The organism is Urbifossiella limnaea, assembly GCF_007747215.1.
GTDB lineage: Bacteria > Planctomycetota > Planctomycetia > Gemmatales > Gemmataceae > Urbifossiella > Urbifossiella limnaea.
Window position 1 is genome coordinate 6,105,464 of record NZ_CP036273.1, and the last position, 16,897, is coordinate 6,122,360.

A 16,897-nucleotide genomic window follows, 5' to 3' on the forward strand; every position below is an offset into this window, starting at 1 on the left:
GAGTGAGTGTACCGCGGCGGGTACTGATCCGCACGCGGTTTCCGCACGGGGGCGGCGATGACCGAGGCCGAGTGGGCGGCGTGCCACGACCCGCGCCAGTTGCTCGACTACCACCGGATGAAGCGCGACCCGCGCAGGCTGCGGTTGCTGGCCGTCGCGTGCGCCCGGCTCATCCCGCCGACCGCGCTCCCGCCGCAACTCGGCCCGGTGATCGACGTGGCCGAGCGCTTCGCCGACGGCACCGCCCCCCGGGCCGAATTCCTCGCCGCCCGCCGGCTCGTCCGCGCCGCGGGCCGACGGACCAGCGAGTACACGCTGGCACACCGGGTGCTCGGGTGGCTGGCCGACGACTCGCTGGAGGGACAGTCGATGGCGATCACCGTGACCCGCGACCTGTCCGGTCCGGGCGGTGCGGCGGCCGAGTGCGACCTGACCCGCTGCGCGTTCGGCAACCCGTTCCGCACGATCACGTTCGACCCGGTGTGGCGGACGGAGGCGGTCGTCGGCCTGGCGACCGGCGTCGCCGCCGATCGCGCCTTCGACCGGCTCCCGGTGCTAGCCGACGCGCTGGAGGACGCCGGCTGCGCCGACGCGGACGTACTCGGCCACTGCCGCGGCCCGGGGCCCCACGCGCTCTGCTGCTGGGTGGTGGACGGGGTGTTGGGGAAGTCGGCTCAGTCGGGGACGTAGCCGGGGCGGTCGGGGTCGGGTTCCAGGCGGCGGATCACGTCGCCCTCGACCACGACGCGCACGAAGAAGTCGCGGCCGCACGCCGGGCACTCGGCGTAGCCGTCGCCGACGGCGTTCCCGCCCGGCGGCCGCTCCGACGGCATCGCGGGGTGGTTCCACGGGTACGGATCGCCGACACGCAGCGTCCGCGCCTCGTGGACGTACCCGAGCCGCACCTCGACGGCGGCCTCGACCCGCCGGCCGCAGCGCGGGCACGTCACACCGCCGCAAACGACGTTGAACAGGCCCACCGCCGCCCCCCGTCTTGGTTTCCCTAGCGCCGTTTCGCTCTACTGTAACCGGCACCCGCGGAGCCGACACATGCGGATCGACGTCCACGTCCACATCCTTGCCACGCTGCCGGGGCACGGGGTGATGTCCCACTACCTCCGCCGCCGGCCAAACGTCGCCGCCATCCGCCTCCGCCTCGGCATCCCGCTCCGCGGCTCCGACGCGAAGGTCGAGCGTGCCTGCGAGGACGTGCTCGTCCGCGCGCTCGCCGGCTGCCCCGAACTCGACGCCGGCGTCGGCCTCGCGTTCGACGCCATCTACACCGACGACGGCCGCCGCGACGACGCCCGCACGCACCTGTACGTGGCGAACGAGTACGCCGCGGAGCTGGCCCGCAAGCACCGGAAGATTCTGTTCGGGGCGTCCGTCCACCCGTACCGGCCCGACGCGCTCGCGGAGCTGGAGCGGTGTGTCGCCGCCGGCGCCGTGCTGCTGAAGTGGCTGCCGCTGGTGCAGGGGATGAACCCGGCGTCGGAGAAGTGCTTCGCCTTCTACGAGGCGCTGGCCCACCACAAGCTGCCGCTGCTGTGCCACACCGGCGGCGAACTCGCGCTGCCGCAGGACTTCCCGAACTACGCCTCGCCCGAGCTGTTGGAGCCGGCGCTGAAGCGCGGCGTCACGGTCATCGCGGCGCACTGCGGCACGCGGTCGCACCCGTGGGACACCGACCACCTGGCGGCGTTCTGCCGGATAGCGAAGGAACACGAGCACTTCTACGGCGACACCGCGGCGCTGAACTCGCCGAACCGCTCGTACGCCATCCCCACCATCCTCGGCGACGACGCAGTGCGGCGGAAGCTGGTCCACGGCAGCGACTGGCCGATCCCGTCGCTGGCGACGTTCCGGGCCGGCGTGTTCACCGCGCTGAAGCTGCTGCTGACCGAGGGGAACTGGCTCCGCCGCGACGTGCTGGTGAAACACGCCTGCGGGTTCGACGACGCCTACTTCGCCCGCGCCGGCACGCTCCTGCGACTGCCCGCTGTCACTCCGCCAGGGTGACGACGCGGCCGGTGCGGTTGCTCTCGTACACGGCACAGATCAGATCGACGGCCCGCTTCCCCTCCCGGCCGTCCACCTGCGGGGCGCGGTTGTCGCGGATCGCGGCCACGAAGTCGGCCAGTTGGCGGCGGTGCCCCTCGTGGCTGATCGCCTTCGGGTCGGCCGCACCGCCGCTCGCCCCCACCTTCGCCGCGAACCGCTCCTTCACCGCCGCGTCGTCGGCCGTGCCCGGCGTGAAGTCCCACTTCAGCACGTCCTCCTGCTCGATCACCGCCGAGCCCTTGTCGCCGTGGACGGCGATCTGCTTCGGGTAGCCGGGGTGGACGCTGGTGGTGGCCGTCAGCACGCCGAGAGCGCCGCTGCGGAAGCGGATGGCGGCGACGGCCGTGTCCTCCACCTCGATACGCTCGTGGGCGAGCGTCGCGGTCAGCCCGCACACGCTGGCCGCCGGCCCCATCAGCCACAGGAGGAGATCGACGTTGTGGATCGCCTGGTTCATCAGCGCCCCGCCGCCGTCGAGCGCCTGCGTGCCCTTCCAGCCGCCGTCGTCGTAGTACGCCTGGCTGCGCCACCACTTGTTGCTCGCCTCGCCGAGCGTCAGCCGGCCGAACTTGCCGGCATCCACCGCGGCCTTCAGCGTCACGTTCGCGTCGGCGAACCGGCTCGGGAAGATGGTGCAGAGCTTGACCGCGTGCCGGTCGCACGCCTCGATGATGCGCTCGCAGCGCGGCCCCGTGATTTCCAGCGGCTTCTCGACGACGACGTGCTTCCCCGCGGCCGCGGCCGCGAGCGCCGGCTCCAGGTGCGCCCCGCTCGGCGTCGTGATGACGACCACATCCACTCCCGGGGCGCGAACGGCTTCCTCGACGGTGGCGAACACGGGGCACGGCGGCGTGCCGGTCTCGGTGAGGAGTGCCAGGGCGTTGGCCGGGGTGCGGCTGACGAGGCCGGCGACGCGGGCGCCGGGGATTTCGGCGAGGGCGCGGGCGTGGAACCGGGCGATCATCCCGCAGCCGACGAGGGCGAAGCCGAGGGGCGCGGACATGCGGCGTCTCCGGGTGGGAGCGGGAATTGTAGCGGGCGTCTCACGGCGGCGGCGGCGCGTCGTCCCACTTCCGCACCGCGGCCGGCGGCGTGAACGCGGCCAGCCGGTCGAGCAGCTCGGGTACTGTGTCCGCGACGATGACCAGCTCGCGGTGCTTCGGCTTGAGCAGCCCGGCGGCCACGACCTGATCCAGCCACGCGAGGAGCGGCGTGAAGAAGCCGGCGACGTTCAGCAGCGCGACCGGCTTGGCGTGGATGCGGAGCTGCGCCCACGTCAGAATCTCGAACAGCTCGTCGAGCGTGCCGAACCCGCCGGGCAGCGCGACGAAGGCGTCGGCGCGGTCGGCCATGAGCGCCTTGCGGGCGTGCATCGACTCCACCACGATCAGCTCGGTCGCCTCGTCGAACGCGATCTCTTTCGCGGAGAGCGCCCGCGGAATGACGCCGACGACGGTGCCGCCCGCGCCGAGCGCCGCGCTGGCGACGGCGCCCATCAGCCCGACGCGGCCGCCGCCGTAGACCAGCGCCAGTTTCCGGCGCGCCAGTTCGGTGCCGACCTCGTGCGCGGCCGCGGCGAAGGCGGGGTTCGCGCCGGTCGCGGAGCCGCAGAACACGCACACGCTCGTCATCACGGCCCTCAGCCCACGGTCAGGAATTCGTTGGCGTTGAACAGCGCCCGTGCCAGCGCCGGCAGCCCCGCGGCCCGCACCAGCCGCTCCGCGGACGCGCGCTCGGCGGCGGTCGGCTCGCGGCCGAACGCCAGCACCCACGCCCGGCCCACCTGCTTCCCCACGTCGCCGGGCGCCTCGCGCTCCAGCCGCGCGGCCAGGGCGTCGGCCGTGCGCAGCGCGAACGCCCCGTTCCACAGCGCCAGCGCCTGCAGCGGCGTCGTCGTCACCGCCCGCCGCGGCGCCGCACTCGCCGGGTCGGGGCAGTCCAGCACCTCCAGCAGGCCCGGGTTGCCGCCGCGCGGCAGGAAGCGGTACACGCTCCGCCGCCGGGCCTCCGGCGTCTCCGGGTCGAACGGGTCGAAGTACGCCGTGCCGTTGAAATTCCGCTCGCGGTAGTCGCTGAACCCCTGCCCGCCGAGCGTGCGGTCGAGCAGACCGGCCGCGCTCAGCATCGCGTCGCGGACCGCCTCGCCCTCCAGCCGCCGCGGCTTCATCCGCCACAGCAGGCGGTTGTCCGCGTCCACCTTCACGCAGTCGGCGCGCGGCAGCGACGCCTGGCGGTACGTCTCACTCGTGACGATCAGCCGGTGGACGTGCTTGAGCGAGAACCCCTTCGCGGCGAACTCGGCGGCGAGCCAGTCGAGCAACTCGGGGTGCGTCGGGCGGCCGCCGTTGAACCCGAAGTCGCTCGGCGTCTCGACCAGCCCGGTGCCGAAGTGGTGGTGCCACAGCCGGTTCACCGCCACGCGGGCGAACAGCGGGTTCTTCGGCGACGCCACCCACTCCGCGAGCGCCTTGCGCCGCGCGGCGTCGGGCGCGTCGGGGGCGAGGCCGAAGTCGGCGGGGAGGCCGCGGACTGCGGGCAGCGCCGCGGGCGCGACGGTCTCGCGCGGCGTGGTCACGTCGCCGCGGGCCAGGACGCGGGTGACGCCGGCCGGCTGGACGACGTTGGCATAAACCTTGACGCCGAGCCGCGACCGCAGCGCCGCCTCGGCGGCCGACAGTTCGCGCAGCCGCTCCTTCGCACGCTCGCGCCGGTCGCGGTCCGCGGGCGACAGCTTCTCCCGAATGACTGCTTCCGGAACGAGCGCCGGCCCGCCGGCGAACGACGTGGCGACACCGGCCGCGGTCAGTGCCCGGTCGTACAGCCGGGCGGCAACGACGGTGGCGGCGAGCATCTTGTTCCCGCCGACCGGCCCGTGCCGCATACCGAACACCACCTCGGCCTTGCCGGCGTCGAACGGCTGCGGGCCGCTCGACTTGAACGCCGCGCCGTAGGGCCGGCCGTTGCGGTAGCCGGTGACGGTGCCGTCCTCCGCGACGGTGATGGCGACGTGAACCGCGTCCTTCTCGGCGTCCGTTTCGAGCGGCCCGGCGAAGGACTTCGTGCGGCGGAAGCCGTCGCTCCCGACCATCCACTTCGCCGGCTCCTGCTCACCGAACACGATCGCGTCGAAGACCCCGCCGTCGGGGGTCTGCACGCTGACGACGCCCCCACCGCGCTGGGTCAGGCCGTCGAGCTTCACCCAGACTTCGAGCGTCTTGGCCCGCAGCGGCGCGGCCAGCGGGGCGGTGCGGAGGTAACCGGTCTTGCCGTCGAAGGTCGCCCCCGCGGCGGTCAGCCGCACCCCGCCGACGGCCTTCGCGTGGAGGCTCCCCACGAGGTCGCTCGGCCCCGTGCGGAAGTCCCAGGCCGCGACCGGCTCCGGCCCGCCGGCCGCGGCGCGGACCGGCGCCTCGATCGCCGCCAGTTCCGCGCGCACGGCCGCGGCGTCGCGCGTCAGCTTGTTCAGCGCCTCGGTCGCGGCCCGGTCCGGGAGGGTGCGCTCGCCGTGGCCCACGCCCGCCAGCAGCGCGGCGAAGCGGTAGTAGTCGGTCTGGCTGACGGGGTCGAACTTGTGGTCGTGGCAGCGGGCGCAGTTCAGCGTCAGCCCCAGGAACGTCTGACCGACGGCGCCGACCAGGTCTTCGATCTCGTCCTGCCGGGCGGCGGCGCGCATGGCGTCGGTGCCGACCACGGTGTTGTGGACGCCGGCCACGAGGAAGCCGGTGGCCGCGACCGCGTCGGGGTCGTCGGGGTGGAACACGTCGCCGGCGAGCTGGAGGCGCACGAACCGGTCGTAGGGCATGTCGGCGTTCAGGGCGCGGATCACCCAGTCGCGGTACGGCCAGGCGTGCGGCCGGCGGGTGTTCCGCTCGAAGCCGTCGGTCTCGCCGTACCGCACCACGTCGAGCCAGTGCCGCGCCCACCGCTCGCCGTAGGCCGGCGACGCGAGCAGCCGCGCCACCACCTTCTCGTACGCGTCCGGCGCCGCGTCGCGGCGAAAGGCGTCGAGCTCGTCGGGCGTCGGCGGCAGGCCGGTGAGGTCGAACGTGACGCGGCGCAGGAGCGTGAGCGGGTCCGCGGGCGGCGACGGTGACAGCCGCTTGTCGCGGAGCTTCGCCCGTACGAATTCGTCGATCGGGTTGGGCGCGTCCGGCTGCCGGCCGCTCCGCCCCCGCGGCGGTTGCAGCGCCCACCAGTCGTAGCCGGCGCGGGCCGCGGTGGTGACGCGGAACGGGTCGATCGGGTCGGTGCCCCACCTCGCACCGGCCTCGATCCACTCCTTCAGGACCGCCTTCTCGGCGGCGGGCAGCCCCTTCTTCGGCGGCATCTCGCCGGCCGCGACGCGCTCCCACAGCGCACTGTCCTTCAGCTTCCCGGGCACCACGGCGCCGTCCTTGCCGACCACGGCGTCGCGGCGGGACAGGTCGAGGCCGCCCTTGGCGTTCGCGCCCTTGTGGCAGTCGAGGCAGCGCGCCGCCAGCAGCGGCGCGACCGCCGCGTCGAAGTCGGGCGGGTCGGCGGCGGCGTGCTGGGCGATGACGGCGACGGCGACGAGCGCCGACAGGCGGGGCATGGCGGAGTCTCGGGAGGGCACGGCCATTGTCCGCGCCGGCGGCGGGCGGGGCAAGCCGGCTGAATCCGCTTGACACCGGACCGACGCGGCGAGACACTCAACCCAACAGACGACTCGCCGCCTGCATTACTTCTACCATCAACTCCTCTCCGGAGGCTGACCCATGCCCCGGTTGTTCGTCGCGCTCGTGTCCGCCCTCGTCGTCGTCGGCTGCGGGAGCAGCGACGGTAAGGAGGCCGTGTCCGGTGCCATCACCCTGAAGGCGAAGGCGTTCCCCGACGGCGGCCTCGTCACGTTCGAGCCGCTGGAGAACCAGGGGACCGCGGCCCCGTCGGTCGTCACCGGCGGCAAGTACGACATTCCCCGGCAGAACGGCCTGAAGCCCGGCCGGTACCGCGTCTGGATGACCGCCGGCGACGGCAAGACGGCCGTGAACCCGGTCGACTCCGACCAGCCGCCCGGCCCCGGCGGCGGCGCCAACATCGTCTCCAAGGACGTGGTCCCCGCCGCGTGGGGCCGCGACTCCAAGCAGGAAGTCACCGTCAAGGCCGGCGGCCCCAACGTCTTCAACTTCGACATCCCGTGACCTCGCCCGTGCCTCATCTCTGTCCCTTGCCTCTCATCCCAGGTCGTTTCGTGAGGAGTGTGCCATGCGTCCTCGTTCCCGTACCGGGTTCACGCTGATCGAACTGCTGGTCGTCATCGCCATCATCGCCATCCTGATCGGCCTGCTGCTGCCGGCCGTGCAGAAGGTCCGCGAGGCGGCCGCCCGCGCCAAGTGCACCAACAACATCAAGCAGATCTCGCTGGCCAACATGGCCTACGAGAGCTCCAACGGCACCTTCCTGCCGGGCGTCAGCCGCACCGGGTGCTGCTGGGGGACGTGGATGGTCCCCATCCTGCCGTACATGGAACAGCAGGCCATGTTCGCCGGGTACTCGAACTTCGGCGGGCTGGACAACGGCGGCGGCACGCCGGCCACGTCCAACAGCCGGTACGCCGGCGGGGCCAACCTCACGAACGTGAGCAGCCGGACGCTGACCACGCTCACCTGCCCGAGCGACACGCCGCGGAAGATCGGGTCGATCTCGCTCCACAACTACGTCCTGAACGCCGGCAACACCAACCTATACCAGGTGAATCAGCCGACCGGCTGCACCGGCGGGACGACGACCGCGGCGACCGGGTGCGTGCAGTTCGGCGGCGCCCCGTTCGGGTGGTACGAGGACCCGGCGACACTGGCCGCCGGCGCCGACTCGTCGCCGGTGGACTACGCCGGCGGGAACGCCGCGAACGGCAAGTCCGGGCAGCCGCGGAAGATCACGGCCATCACCGACGGGACGAGCAACACGCTGTGCGTCTCGGAGGTGATCCAGGGGCGGACGTCGGGGGACTACCGCGGGTTCTCGTGGTGGGGCGGCGGGGCGGGGTTCACGACTTTTCAGACGCCGAACCACGCCAGCGCCCCCGACGTGATGACCGGGGCCGGCTGTGTCAACGACCTGACCGGCCAGCCGCGGATGCCGTGTACCACGTCCTCGACGAGCTCGCTGGCGCGGATGCAACTGGCGCGAAGCCAGCACACGGGCGGGGTCGTCGCCGGGATGTGCGACGGGAGCGTCCGGTTCGTGCGCGACTCGGTCGACCTGGCGGCGTGGCGGGCGGCCGGCACGTCGATGGGTGCCGAGACGATCCCGCTGAACTGAGGCGCGCCCGGCGAGCCGGGGGCGTGAGCGCCCAGCGAGCCGGGGCGTGAGCCCCCGGTTTCGACAAAGTCGGGAGCAGTGGACGTGTACGCCGGCCCCCCGGCGCGACGTCGGCGGCGGGCAGTACGGGTTCGTCGGTCAGGTCGCGGGGTCGAGAATGAGCTGCGTGTAGGCCACGTCGAGCCAGCGGCCGAACTTGTGGCCGACTTCGCGGAGCACGCCGATTTGGCGGAACCCGAACGCCGCCTGAAGCGCCAGGCTGGCCGTGTGCTCGGTACAGGTGCCGCCGACGATGGTGTGCAGGCCGGCGGCGCGGCCGCGGACGATGAGGTCGGCGAGCAGCGTGCGGCCGACGCCGCGGCGGTGGTGGTCGGGGTGGACGTACACCGACGCCTCGGCCGTGCGGGCGTAGGCGCAGCGCGAGTTCCACGCGGACAGCGCCGCCCAGCCGACGACGGCCCCGTCGAACTCGGCCACGGTGACGGGGTGGGTGGGGCCGCGGCGCCGGAACCACGCGAGCCGCTCGGCCTCCGTGTCGGGTTCGAGCTGGAACGTGCAGGTGGAGTGCGCGACGTAGTGGTTGTAGATGGCGCGAACGGCGGCGAGGTCGGCCTCGGCGGCGGGGCGGACGAGTACGGACACGGCGGTCTCCGGCGGCGATGCCTCAGGCTACCGGCCGCGGGGAGGAGTGTCAAACTCCCCTCGCGGGGCCGGTTCCAGCCGGCGTCGGCCCCGTGTCACTCGCCCAGGCAGTACAGGAACTCCTCGCGCTTGCCGCCGGCCTTCACCGCCACGCGGGTGTAGACGCGGCCGCCGCACACCGCCGGCGTCGTCAACACCTCGTCGCCCAGTTTCGACTCGCCGATTTGCTCGAAGCCCGCCGGGTCGGCCTTGAACACCGTCGTCTTCCCCGCCTCGTTCGTGGCGTACACCCGGTCGCCCGCCAGCACCGGCGACGAACTGAACGTGCCGTTCAGCTTCTCGCGCCACCGCTCGGCGCCGGTGTCGCAGCGCCAGCACGCCGCCGCGCCGTCGTCCAGCACCGCGTACAGGTGGCCGTCCTTCACCAGCATCGACGGCACGTACACCCGCGTCTTGGTCTCCCACGCCACCCTGCCGCTGCCGTCCGCGGCCACCGCCGAGACGTGGTTCTTCGGGTAGCCGCCGCTCGTGAACACGAGCTTGCCGTCGGTCACCGGCGAGGTCACGCACTCGGTGGTGCTCCCCTTCGTCTCCCACAGCCGGCTGCCGCTCAGCGGGTCGAAGCCGGACACGAGGTCACACCCGGTCAGCACGAGCTGGTCCTTGCCGGCGACGTTCAGCACGATGGGCGAGGCGTAGTTCGGCAGCTTGGGCCGCTCCTGCTTCCACACGAACGCGCCGGTGGCGCGGTCGAGCCCGGCCACGACCCCGCCGCCCTTGTTGTCGGCGGTCACGAGCAGCAGGTGCTTGTAGACGGCCGGCGACGAGCCGAAGCCCTGGTGGAGCACGTAGGGGCTCACGACCGTCTGCCACAGGTGCTTGCCGTCGAGGCCGAGGGCCGTGGCGGTGATCGTCTTGCCGTGCATGAACGTGACGTAGACGCGTTCGCCGTCGCAGCACGGCGTGGTCGAGGCGAACGAACTCTTGGCGTTGCCGTTGGTCTGCTCGAAGCCGCCCTTGTGGACGACCGTCTTCCACAGCTGCTTGCCAGTGGCGCGGTCGAAGCACAGCACCGATTGCAGCTGCGCCTCCGGCTCCGCGGCGGTGAGGAACACGCGGTCGCCGGCGACGGCCGGCGAGCCGTGGCCGCGGCCGGGGACGGGTGCCTTCCAGCGCACGTTCTTCGTCTCGGACCAGGTGAGCGGCGGGAGCGGGCCGGGCGGGGCGACGCCGTCGCGGGTGGGGCCGCGCCACATGGGCCAGTCGGCGGCGGCGACGGGTACGGCCGCGAGGAGGGCGAGGGCGAGCGCGAGGCGGGACATGGGACGGCTCCGGGGGAGGCCGTCTGTTATATCGCGCCTTCCGAGCCGGCCCCGTCAGGGGTCGGAGCGTCCGGCGCCCGACAGGCTCCGACCCCTGACGGGGCCGGCTCAGGGGGCCACCGCCTCGCGGAACCGGTAGCCGACGCCGCGGACCGTCTCGATCAGCTCGGCCGCGCCGCCGGCCTTCGTCAGCTTCTGGCGCAGCGTCTTCACGTGCACGTCGATGGTGCGCTCCAGCACGATCGACCCCTCGCCGATGGCCGCGTCCATGAGCTGGTGGCGGTTGAACGCCCGCCCCGGCTGCCGCAGCATGCACAGCAGCAGCTTGAACTCGGTCGGCGTCAGGTCCACCGGCTCGTCGCCGACGGTGACCCGGTGGCGGACGCGGTCGATCTTCACGCCCTCGTGCTCGACCACGTCGGCGGCCTCGCCCGGCCCCTCGCTGCGGCGCAGCACCGCCTTCACCCGCTGGAGCAGCACCTTGTTGCTGAACGGCTTGGTGACGTAGTCGTCGGCCCCGCGGGCGAAGCCCTCCACCTGGTCGGTCTCCTCCGACCGGGCGGTGAGCATGATGATGGGGATGTCCTTGGTGCGCTCGCCGCCGCGCAGCTCGCGGCACACGTCGAGGCCGCTCATCCCCGGCAGCATGACGTCGAGAAGGATCACGTCGGGCAGCAGCGCCTGCGCCTTCCGCAGCCCCTCCGCGCCGTCGTGGACGACGACCGCCTCGAAGCCCTCGCGGGTGAAGTACCACGACAGCGTCTGTGTCAGCCCCCGTTCGTCCTCGACGATCAGGATGCGCGGCTGGCCCATGCTTACCCTCGTTGCGAAACTTGGCTGTCGGCCCCGGACGGCCGCTGGTTTCGCATGAAGGAGTGAGGGGGTGAAGGGGTGAAGGGGTGACGACCCGGCGTTTCTCGTCACCCCTTCACCCCTTCACCCCCCTCACCCCTTCATGACTCCCGCATCGACTCCGGCCGGTGCCGGATCACGTCGCCGTCCACGAGGTAGACCACGTCCTCGGCGATGTTGGTGGCGTGGTCGGCGATCCGCTCCAGGTGCCGCACGGCGCTGAACAGCGAGACCCCGGGCTCCACCAGCGCCGGGTCGGCCTTCATCTTGGCGATCAGGTCGCGGATCATCTCGGCGTGCATCCGGTCCACCTGGTCGTCCATCCGCACCACCCGCCGGGCCTGCTTCGCGTCCAGGTTCACGAACGCGTCGAGCGCCTCGCGCACCATCGCCGTGGCGGTGTCGGTCATGCCCACCAGCTTCTCGGACAGCGTCACCCCGTCGGCGGCCGGCGGCCCGGCGGTGAGGACGTCCGGCAGCCCGGCCAGCGCCTCGGCCCGCTCGGCGATGTCCACCGCGAGGTCGCCCATCCGCTCCAGGTCGGTGGTGACCATGAACGTGGTGGCGATCCGCCGCAGGTCGATGGCCACCGGCTGGTGCAGCGCCTGGATCTTCAGGCACTCCTCGTAGATGCCGTTCTCCAGCACGTCCACGGCCTCGTCGCCGGCGATGACCTCGGCGGCGAGGGCGCGGTCGCGGGCCTGCAGCGCCTTGAGCGCCGCGTAGATGGCCTCCTCCACGCGCGCCGCCATGCCGGTGACGCGCCGCTGGAGGTCGTCGAGGTCGCGGGTGAGGTGCTTGCCCATCGTTTGTTGTCAGTCGCAATTGGTAATTTGGGTTCGACTGTCGTTCGCCGTGGGCCGAGCTCGGAACGCCTCCGACGCGCGTTCCCAAATTCCAACGGACAACAAACAAATTCCCAATTACCCGAACCGGCCCGTGATGTAGTCCTCGGTCTGCTTCTCGCGGGGGTGGGTGAACAGCTGCTCGGTCGGGCCGCTCTCCACCAGCCGGCCCTCGTAGAAGAACGCCGTCGTGTCCGACACCCGCGCCGCCTGCTGCATGTTGTGCGTCACGATCACGATCGTGTAATCCCGCTTCAGGTCGAAGATCAGGTCCTCGATGGCCTGCGTGCTCTTCGGGTCCAGGGCGCTGGCCGGCTCGTCCATCAGCAGCACCTCCGGGTCGGTGGCGAGGGCGCGGGCGATGCACAGCCGCTGCTGCTGGCCGCCCGACAACTCCAGGGCGCTGGCGTGGAGGCGGTCCTTCACCTCGTTCCACAGCGCCGACTGCTTCAGGCACCGCTCGACGAGGTGGTCGAGCCGCGCCCGGTCGCGGACGCCGCTGACGCGCGGGCCGTACACGACGTTCTCGTAGATCGACTTCGGGAACGGGTTCGACTTCTGGAACACCATGCCGACGCGGCGGCGCAGGTCGACGAGGTTCAGCCCGGGGGCGTAGATGTCGCGCCCTTCGAGGAGGATGTGGCCGCCGAGGCGGGTGCCGTCGATCAGGTCGTTCATCCGGTTGATGCACCGCAGCAGGGTGCTCTTGCCGCACCCGCTCGGGCCGATGAACGCGGCGACCGACTTCTCGGGGACCGTCAGCGAGATGTTGAACAGCGCCTGCTTGGGGCCGTACCAGAAGTTCACGTCCTTGACGGCGAGCCGGTCGGCGCCCGGCGGCGCGGCGGTGAAGCCGGCCGAGTTGGACGCCGCCCGGGTGACGATGATGTCGGAGAACAGACGGGTCACAGCGCGGCTCCGGCGCGTGGGAAGGTCGCCGTTTGTTTTACCCCCCGATTGTGAAGATTGCGAGAAGGGGCGGGGAAGGGTGCGGGTACGCGGCACAGCCACGAGCGGCGAAATCAGAAGAGCTCGCGCACCGGTTCGCCGCCGTGCGGCAGCAGATTCAGCACGCGCCCGCTCGCGTCCGTGTAGGTCGCGTCGAGCGGCACGCCGAAGTGGCGGTACACGGTCGCCGCCAGGTCGCCGGGCGACACCGGCCGCGTCGCAATCTGCCCGCCGTCCTTGTCGCTGCTGCCGATCACCTGGGCGTGCCGCAGCCCGCCGCCGGCCAGCAGCATCGACATCACGTAGGGCCAGTGGTTGCGGCCGTCGGTGCTCCCCTGGGTGCCGAGTTGCGGGGTGCGGCCGAACTCGCCCATCGCCAGCACCAGCGTCTGGTCGAGCAGCCCGCGCTGCTCCAGGTCGGCGACCAGCGTCGTGATGAGGTGGTCGAACAGCGGCAGCAGCGGGCCGAGCCCCTTACTGATGCCGCCGTAGGGCGGGATGTTGTCGCCGTGCGTGTCCCACGTGCCCGACGCCGTGTGATAACTCAGGTCGAGGGTCACGAACGACACACCGGCTTCGACCAACCGGCGGGCGAGCAGCGCTTGCTGACACCACAGGTGCTTGCCGTAGCGGTCGCGGGTGGCGGCGGGTTCGTGGTTCAGGTCCAGCGCGGCACGGACGCGGCCGCCGGTCAGCATCCCGAGCGCCTGCCGGCCGTACTTGTCGAACCCGTCCATCGCGCCGGTGCGGTCGATGTCGGCGCGGAGGCGGTCGAAGGTGCCGAGGAGGGCGCGGCGGTCGGTGAGGCGGTCGGCGGGCACGTCGGTCGGCAGCTCGAACAGGCCGCCGTCGCTGACGCGGCCGGTGTCCTTCCCGACCAGGTCGTAGACGGGGAGCTTCGCAGCGGTGTTGGCGAGGAACGGGTCGTACTGCCGGCCGAGGTAGCCGCCGAAGGCGAGGTGGCTGCGCGACCGCATGAACGCGGCGGTGGCGGGCACGTCGGGCCGGTTCGGGCCGCGGAACTTCGCCACCAGCGAGCCGACCGCGGGGTAGTGGCGCGCCTCCGGGTTGGTGCGCGGCTCGGCCAGGAGGTTGGCCGTCTGCATCACCGTGTTCGGCTCGTGGTTGCTGTGCCGGCAGTCCACGGAGCGGATCACGGTGTAACGGTCGAGCTGCGCCGCGAGCTTCGGCAGGTGCTCGCAGACGAGGACGCCGGGGAGGCGGGTGCGGGTGACGCCGAACGGCCCGCGGTTCTCGGGCGGCCGGTCGGGCTTGGGGTCGAGGGTGTCGATCTGGCTCGGCCCGCCGGCCATCCACAGGAGGATCACGGACTTGGCGCGGTTGCCGCGGCCGGCGTCTTGAGCGCGGAGGAGGTTCGGGAGCGACAGCCCGCCGACGCCGCCGAGGGCGGCCTGGAGGAGGCCGCGGCGGGTGGGGTGGAACGCGCCGAAGGCGTGGGCGTGCGGCATGGTAGATTTCTGAAGCCGAGTTTTGACAGGATAACAGGATGAAGCAGGATGGAAGACAAAGACAGAAATCAATTTAAAAGTTGTCTTTGTCTTCCATCCTGCTTCATCCTGTTATCCTGTCAAAAATCATGTGATTAGATTTCCGTCAGCTTCTCGGTCGAGTCGCCGAACGCCGGCAGCCGCACGCCCGCCTTCTCCAGCAGCGACAGGTACAGGCTGCACATCTTGCGGTTCGGCTTGCCGAGGTAGTCGAGGATGCGGCCGGTGCGGATCTGGCCGCCGCCCTTGCCCAGCAGCACCACCGGCAGCTGGTCGTTGTTGTGGCCGCCGGTCATCATGCTCGACGCGAACAGGATCATGCTGTTGTCCAGCAGCGTGCGGTTGCCTTCCTGCACGGCGTCGAGCTTCTGCGCGATGTACGCCAGCTGCTGCACGAAGAACTGGTTCACCTTCAGCCAGTCGGCGTTGTCGGTGTGGCTCAGCAGGTGGTGGATCATGTAGTCCACGCCGAGGTGCGGGAACCGCAGCGACGAGTGGTCGTTGTTCAGCTTCAGCGTACACACGCGCGTGGTGTCGGTGCGGAACGCCAGCACCAGGATGTCGCACATCAGCCGCATGTGCTGGTCGATGTCCTGCGGCACGCCGCCGGCCGGCCGCGGCACGTCCGGCTTCTCCAACGTCGGCCGCCAGCCCTGCAAGCGCCCGGCCTGCCCGGCGCCGGCGATGCGCTGCTCCACGTCGCGGACGCTCGCCAGGTACTCGTCCAGCCGGCGGCGGTCGGCGGTGCTGACGTTCCGCTGCAAGCCTCGCGCGTCCTCCAGCACGGCGTCGAGGACGCTGCGGTCGGCGCGGCCCACGTCGTCGCGGAACAGGCGGTCGAAGGCCAGCGCGGGGTACAGCTCCAGCGGCGTGGGGGCGGTGGCCGAGCTCCACGAGATGTGGGAGCTGTAGATCATCGAGTAGTTCTTGTGGATGGCCGCGATCGGCGGCTCGCACCCGAGCACGAGGCTCGGCACCTTCGTGAGCCCGCGGGTGCGCTCGGCGAGGAGTTGGTCGCAGCTGATGCCGGAGCGGACCTCCCCGCCGGGGGCCAGATGCGCGCCGGTGAGGAGGTTGCCGGTCTGGCAGCTGTGGATGCCGCCGATCAGCGCCTCCTGGTTGTACAGGCCGCGGATGAAGTTCAGCTTCTGGCGGTGCGGCACGAGCGGCTCGAGCACCTTGCCGAACTCGAGGCCGCGGCCCTCGTCCTTGGCCCACCACTCGGTGCGGTGGAAGCCGTTGCCGCAGAACAGCGCGGCGAATCGCACCGGCGGCTCGGACGACCCGCGAGCCGGGGCGCCGTCGTCGCCCCAGACGGGGGACGATTCGAGCCACGGCAGGGCCATCGACACGCCGACGCCGCGAAGGAACGTCCGCCGGGAGAGGGGTTGCACGGGCATTTGGGGCGCTCCTGAAGAATCACGTGCGTGGAACCGAATCAGCCGCGCGCGGCGGCGAGCCGCCGGCCGAGGTCGTGGAGGTCGGCCGAGCGCTCGAGGCCCCGCCGCCACGCTTCCGGGATGGCGCCGAGCCCGAGCCGAGCGCCCAGAAACCCGCCGGCCAGCGTGGCGACGGTGTCGGAGTCGCCGTCCGTGTTCGCCGCCATAAGCACGGCGTCGCGGAACGAGTCCGGCGCGCGGCAGCCGCAATACAGGGCCGCGAAGACCGCCTCCTCCGCGACCCACCCCTCGCCGAGGGCTACCGCCGACCGGTCGCGGCGGACCAACACCTCGTCCGGCTCGCGGGCGAGGGCCGCGTCGAACCGGCCGGCGATCTCGTCGAAGTCCGGGCTCCGCCCGCCGCACCGGCGGCGAACCTCGTCAGCAACGGCAACCGGCGGCACGTCCCGCACGAGCAGCCACGCGGCGAGCGCCGTCGCCGCTGCCGCCTCGCGGGCGGCCGGGTGGTGGTGGGTGATGTCGGCCTGCTGCCGGGCCACCTCCGCCGCCTCGTCCGGGTCGGCGTAGTACAGGCCGACCGGGACGACCCGCATGTTCGCCCCGGCCCCCTTCGACCCCTCAACGCCCGACGCCGTGCGCGGCACCCCGTCGCGGAGCCGCTCGCAGGCGGTCGACGTCGCCTCCCCCGGGGCGCGGTTGTTGTCCGGGGAGAAGCACCACCCCACGAACCGCCGGGCCATGTCGTCGAGCAGGGCGTCCCGCGGGCCGCGGCCACCGGCGACCAGCGCCTCGGCGACGCACACGCTCATCTGCGTGTCGTCGGTGAACGTCCCCGGCGGGTGATCCGGCCCGAGGATGTACGGCCGGGTGAAGTGTGGGTCCTTCACCCGGACGAAGTCGGTGATCCCGTCCGGGCCGAGCTCCCGCCGTACCTGCGCGACGGTCCGGAACTCGTGCGGGTAGCCCAGCGCGTCGCCGACCGCCAGGCCGACGATCGCGCCCGCTACCCGGTCGGCCACGGATTCGCCCACGGCCGCCTC

Annotated in this window: 16 protein-coding genes; 4 read left to right on the forward strand and 12 right to left on the reverse strand. The window is 72.1% G+C overall.

From position 1 onward, the window contains the following. Positions 1–57 precede the first annotated feature (57 nt). The gene (locus tag ETAA1_RS33085) at positions 58–690 is read left to right on the forward strand and encodes a hypothetical protein (protein ID WP_238389300.1); all 633 of its coding nucleotides are present in this window, start codon (positions 58–60) and stop codon (positions 688–690) included. On the opposite strand, the gene ETAA1_RS24880 is transcribed toward ETAA1_RS33085, so the two are convergent. Then, a complete protein-coding gene (locus ETAA1_RS24880; protein ID WP_145243191.1) occupies positions 675–980 on the reverse strand; it encodes a hypothetical protein in 306 nt (101 codons plus the stop codon). The two genes, ETAA1_RS33085 and ETAA1_RS24880, sit on opposite strands and share 16 nt — an antisense overlap. 70 nt (positions 981–1,050) lie before the next feature. On the opposite strand from ETAA1_RS24880, the gene ETAA1_RS24885 reads away from it, so the two are divergent. Further along, complete coding sequence (locus ETAA1_RS24885) at positions 1,051–2,019, forward strand: amidohydrolase family protein (RefSeq protein WP_145243192.1); 969 nt, start codon at positions 1,051–1,053, stop codon at positions 2,017–2,019. Here the strand turns inward: ETAA1_RS24885 and ETAA1_RS24890 are convergent. The 3 genes from ETAA1_RS24890 to ETAA1_RS24900 are packed head-to-tail and all read right to left on the reverse strand — an operon-like array spanning position 2,003 to position 6,634. Further along, a complete protein-coding gene (locus ETAA1_RS24890) occupies positions 2,003–3,064 on the reverse strand; it encodes a Gfo/Idh/MocA family protein (RefSeq protein ID WP_145243193.1) in 1,062 nt (353 codons plus the stop codon). The two genes, ETAA1_RS24885 and ETAA1_RS24890, sit on opposite strands and share 17 nt — an antisense overlap. A 40-nt stretch (positions 3,065–3,104) precedes the next feature. After that, positions 3,105–3,692 (reverse strand): LOG family protein, encoded by a 588-nt coding sequence (locus ETAA1_RS24895; protein WP_145243194.1) that lies wholly within the window; start codon positions 3,690–3,692, stop codon positions 3,105–3,107. An 8-nt stretch (positions 3,693–3,700) separates the two neighbouring features. Then, complete coding sequence (locus ETAA1_RS24900) at positions 3,701–6,634, reverse strand: DUF1553 domain-containing protein (RefSeq protein WP_145243195.1); 2,934 nt, start codon at positions 6,632–6,634, stop codon at positions 3,701–3,703. Between the two features lie 163 nt (positions 6,635–6,797). On the opposite strand from ETAA1_RS24900, the gene ETAA1_RS24905 reads away from it, so the two are divergent. Next, positions 6,798–7,220: a hypothetical protein gene (locus ETAA1_RS24905; RefSeq protein ID WP_145243196.1), complete on the forward strand. Its 423-nt coding sequence runs from the start codon at positions 6,798–6,800 to the stop codon at positions 7,218–7,220. A 64-nt stretch (positions 7,221–7,284) separates the two neighbouring features. Further along, the gene (locus tag ETAA1_RS24910) at positions 7,285–8,340 is read left to right on the forward strand and encodes a DUF1559 family PulG-like putative transporter (RefSeq protein ID WP_145243197.1); all 1,056 of its coding nucleotides are present in this window, start codon (positions 7,285–7,287) and stop codon (positions 8,338–8,340) included. Positions 8,341–8,478: 138 nt separating this feature from the next. On the opposite strand, the gene ETAA1_RS24915 is transcribed toward ETAA1_RS24910, so the two are convergent. The 8 genes from ETAA1_RS24915 to ETAA1_RS24950 all read right to left on the reverse strand — a co-directional run bounded on the left by ETAA1_RS24915 (position 8,479) and on the right by ETAA1_RS24950 (position 16,888). Further along, a complete protein-coding gene (locus tag ETAA1_RS24915; RefSeq protein WP_145243198.1) occupies positions 8,479–8,982 on the reverse strand; it encodes a GNAT family N-acetyltransferase in 504 nt (167 codons plus the stop codon). A 95-nt stretch (positions 8,983–9,077) separates the two neighbouring features. Then, the gene (locus ETAA1_RS24920; RefSeq protein WP_145243199.1) at positions 9,078–10,304 is read right to left on the reverse strand and encodes an outer membrane protein assembly factor BamB family protein; all 1,227 of its coding nucleotides are present in this window, start codon (positions 10,302–10,304) and stop codon (positions 9,078–9,080) included. Positions 10,305–10,412: 108 nt separating this feature from the next. Further along, positions 10,413–11,117, reverse strand: coding sequence for a response regulator (locus tag ETAA1_RS24925; protein ID WP_145243200.1), 705 nt, complete (start codon positions 11,115–11,117; stop codon positions 10,413–10,415). 140 nt (positions 11,118–11,257) lie between these two features. Continuing rightward, positions 11,258–11,962, reverse strand: coding sequence for a phosphate signaling complex protein PhoU (gene phoU / locus ETAA1_RS24930; protein ID WP_145243201.1), 705 nt, complete (start codon positions 11,960–11,962; stop codon positions 11,258–11,260). Between the two features lie 117 nt (positions 11,963–12,079). Beyond that, complete coding sequence (pstB, locus tag ETAA1_RS24935; RefSeq protein ID WP_145244767.1) at positions 12,080–12,901, reverse strand: phosphate ABC transporter ATP-binding protein PstB; 822 nt, start codon at positions 12,899–12,901, stop codon at positions 12,080–12,082. A gap of 122 nt (positions 12,902–13,023) precedes the next feature. Continuing rightward, positions 13,024–14,418, reverse strand: a complete 1,395-nt coding sequence (locus ETAA1_RS24940) for a DUF1501 domain-containing protein (protein ID WP_145243202.1) — start codon at positions 14,416–14,418, stop codon at positions 13,024–13,026. Between the two features lie 134 nt (positions 14,419–14,552). Continuing rightward, entirely contained in the window at positions 14,553–15,857 is a 1,305-nt protein-coding gene (locus ETAA1_RS24945; RefSeq protein WP_145243203.1) for a DUF1552 domain-containing protein, read from the reverse strand. A 38-nt stretch (positions 15,858–15,895) separates the two neighbouring features. After that, positions 15,896–16,888, reverse strand: a complete 993-nt coding sequence (locus ETAA1_RS24950) for an ADP-ribosylglycohydrolase family protein (RefSeq protein WP_145243204.1) — start codon at positions 16,886–16,888, stop codon at positions 15,896–15,898. Positions 16,889–16,897 lie beyond the last annotated feature (9 nt).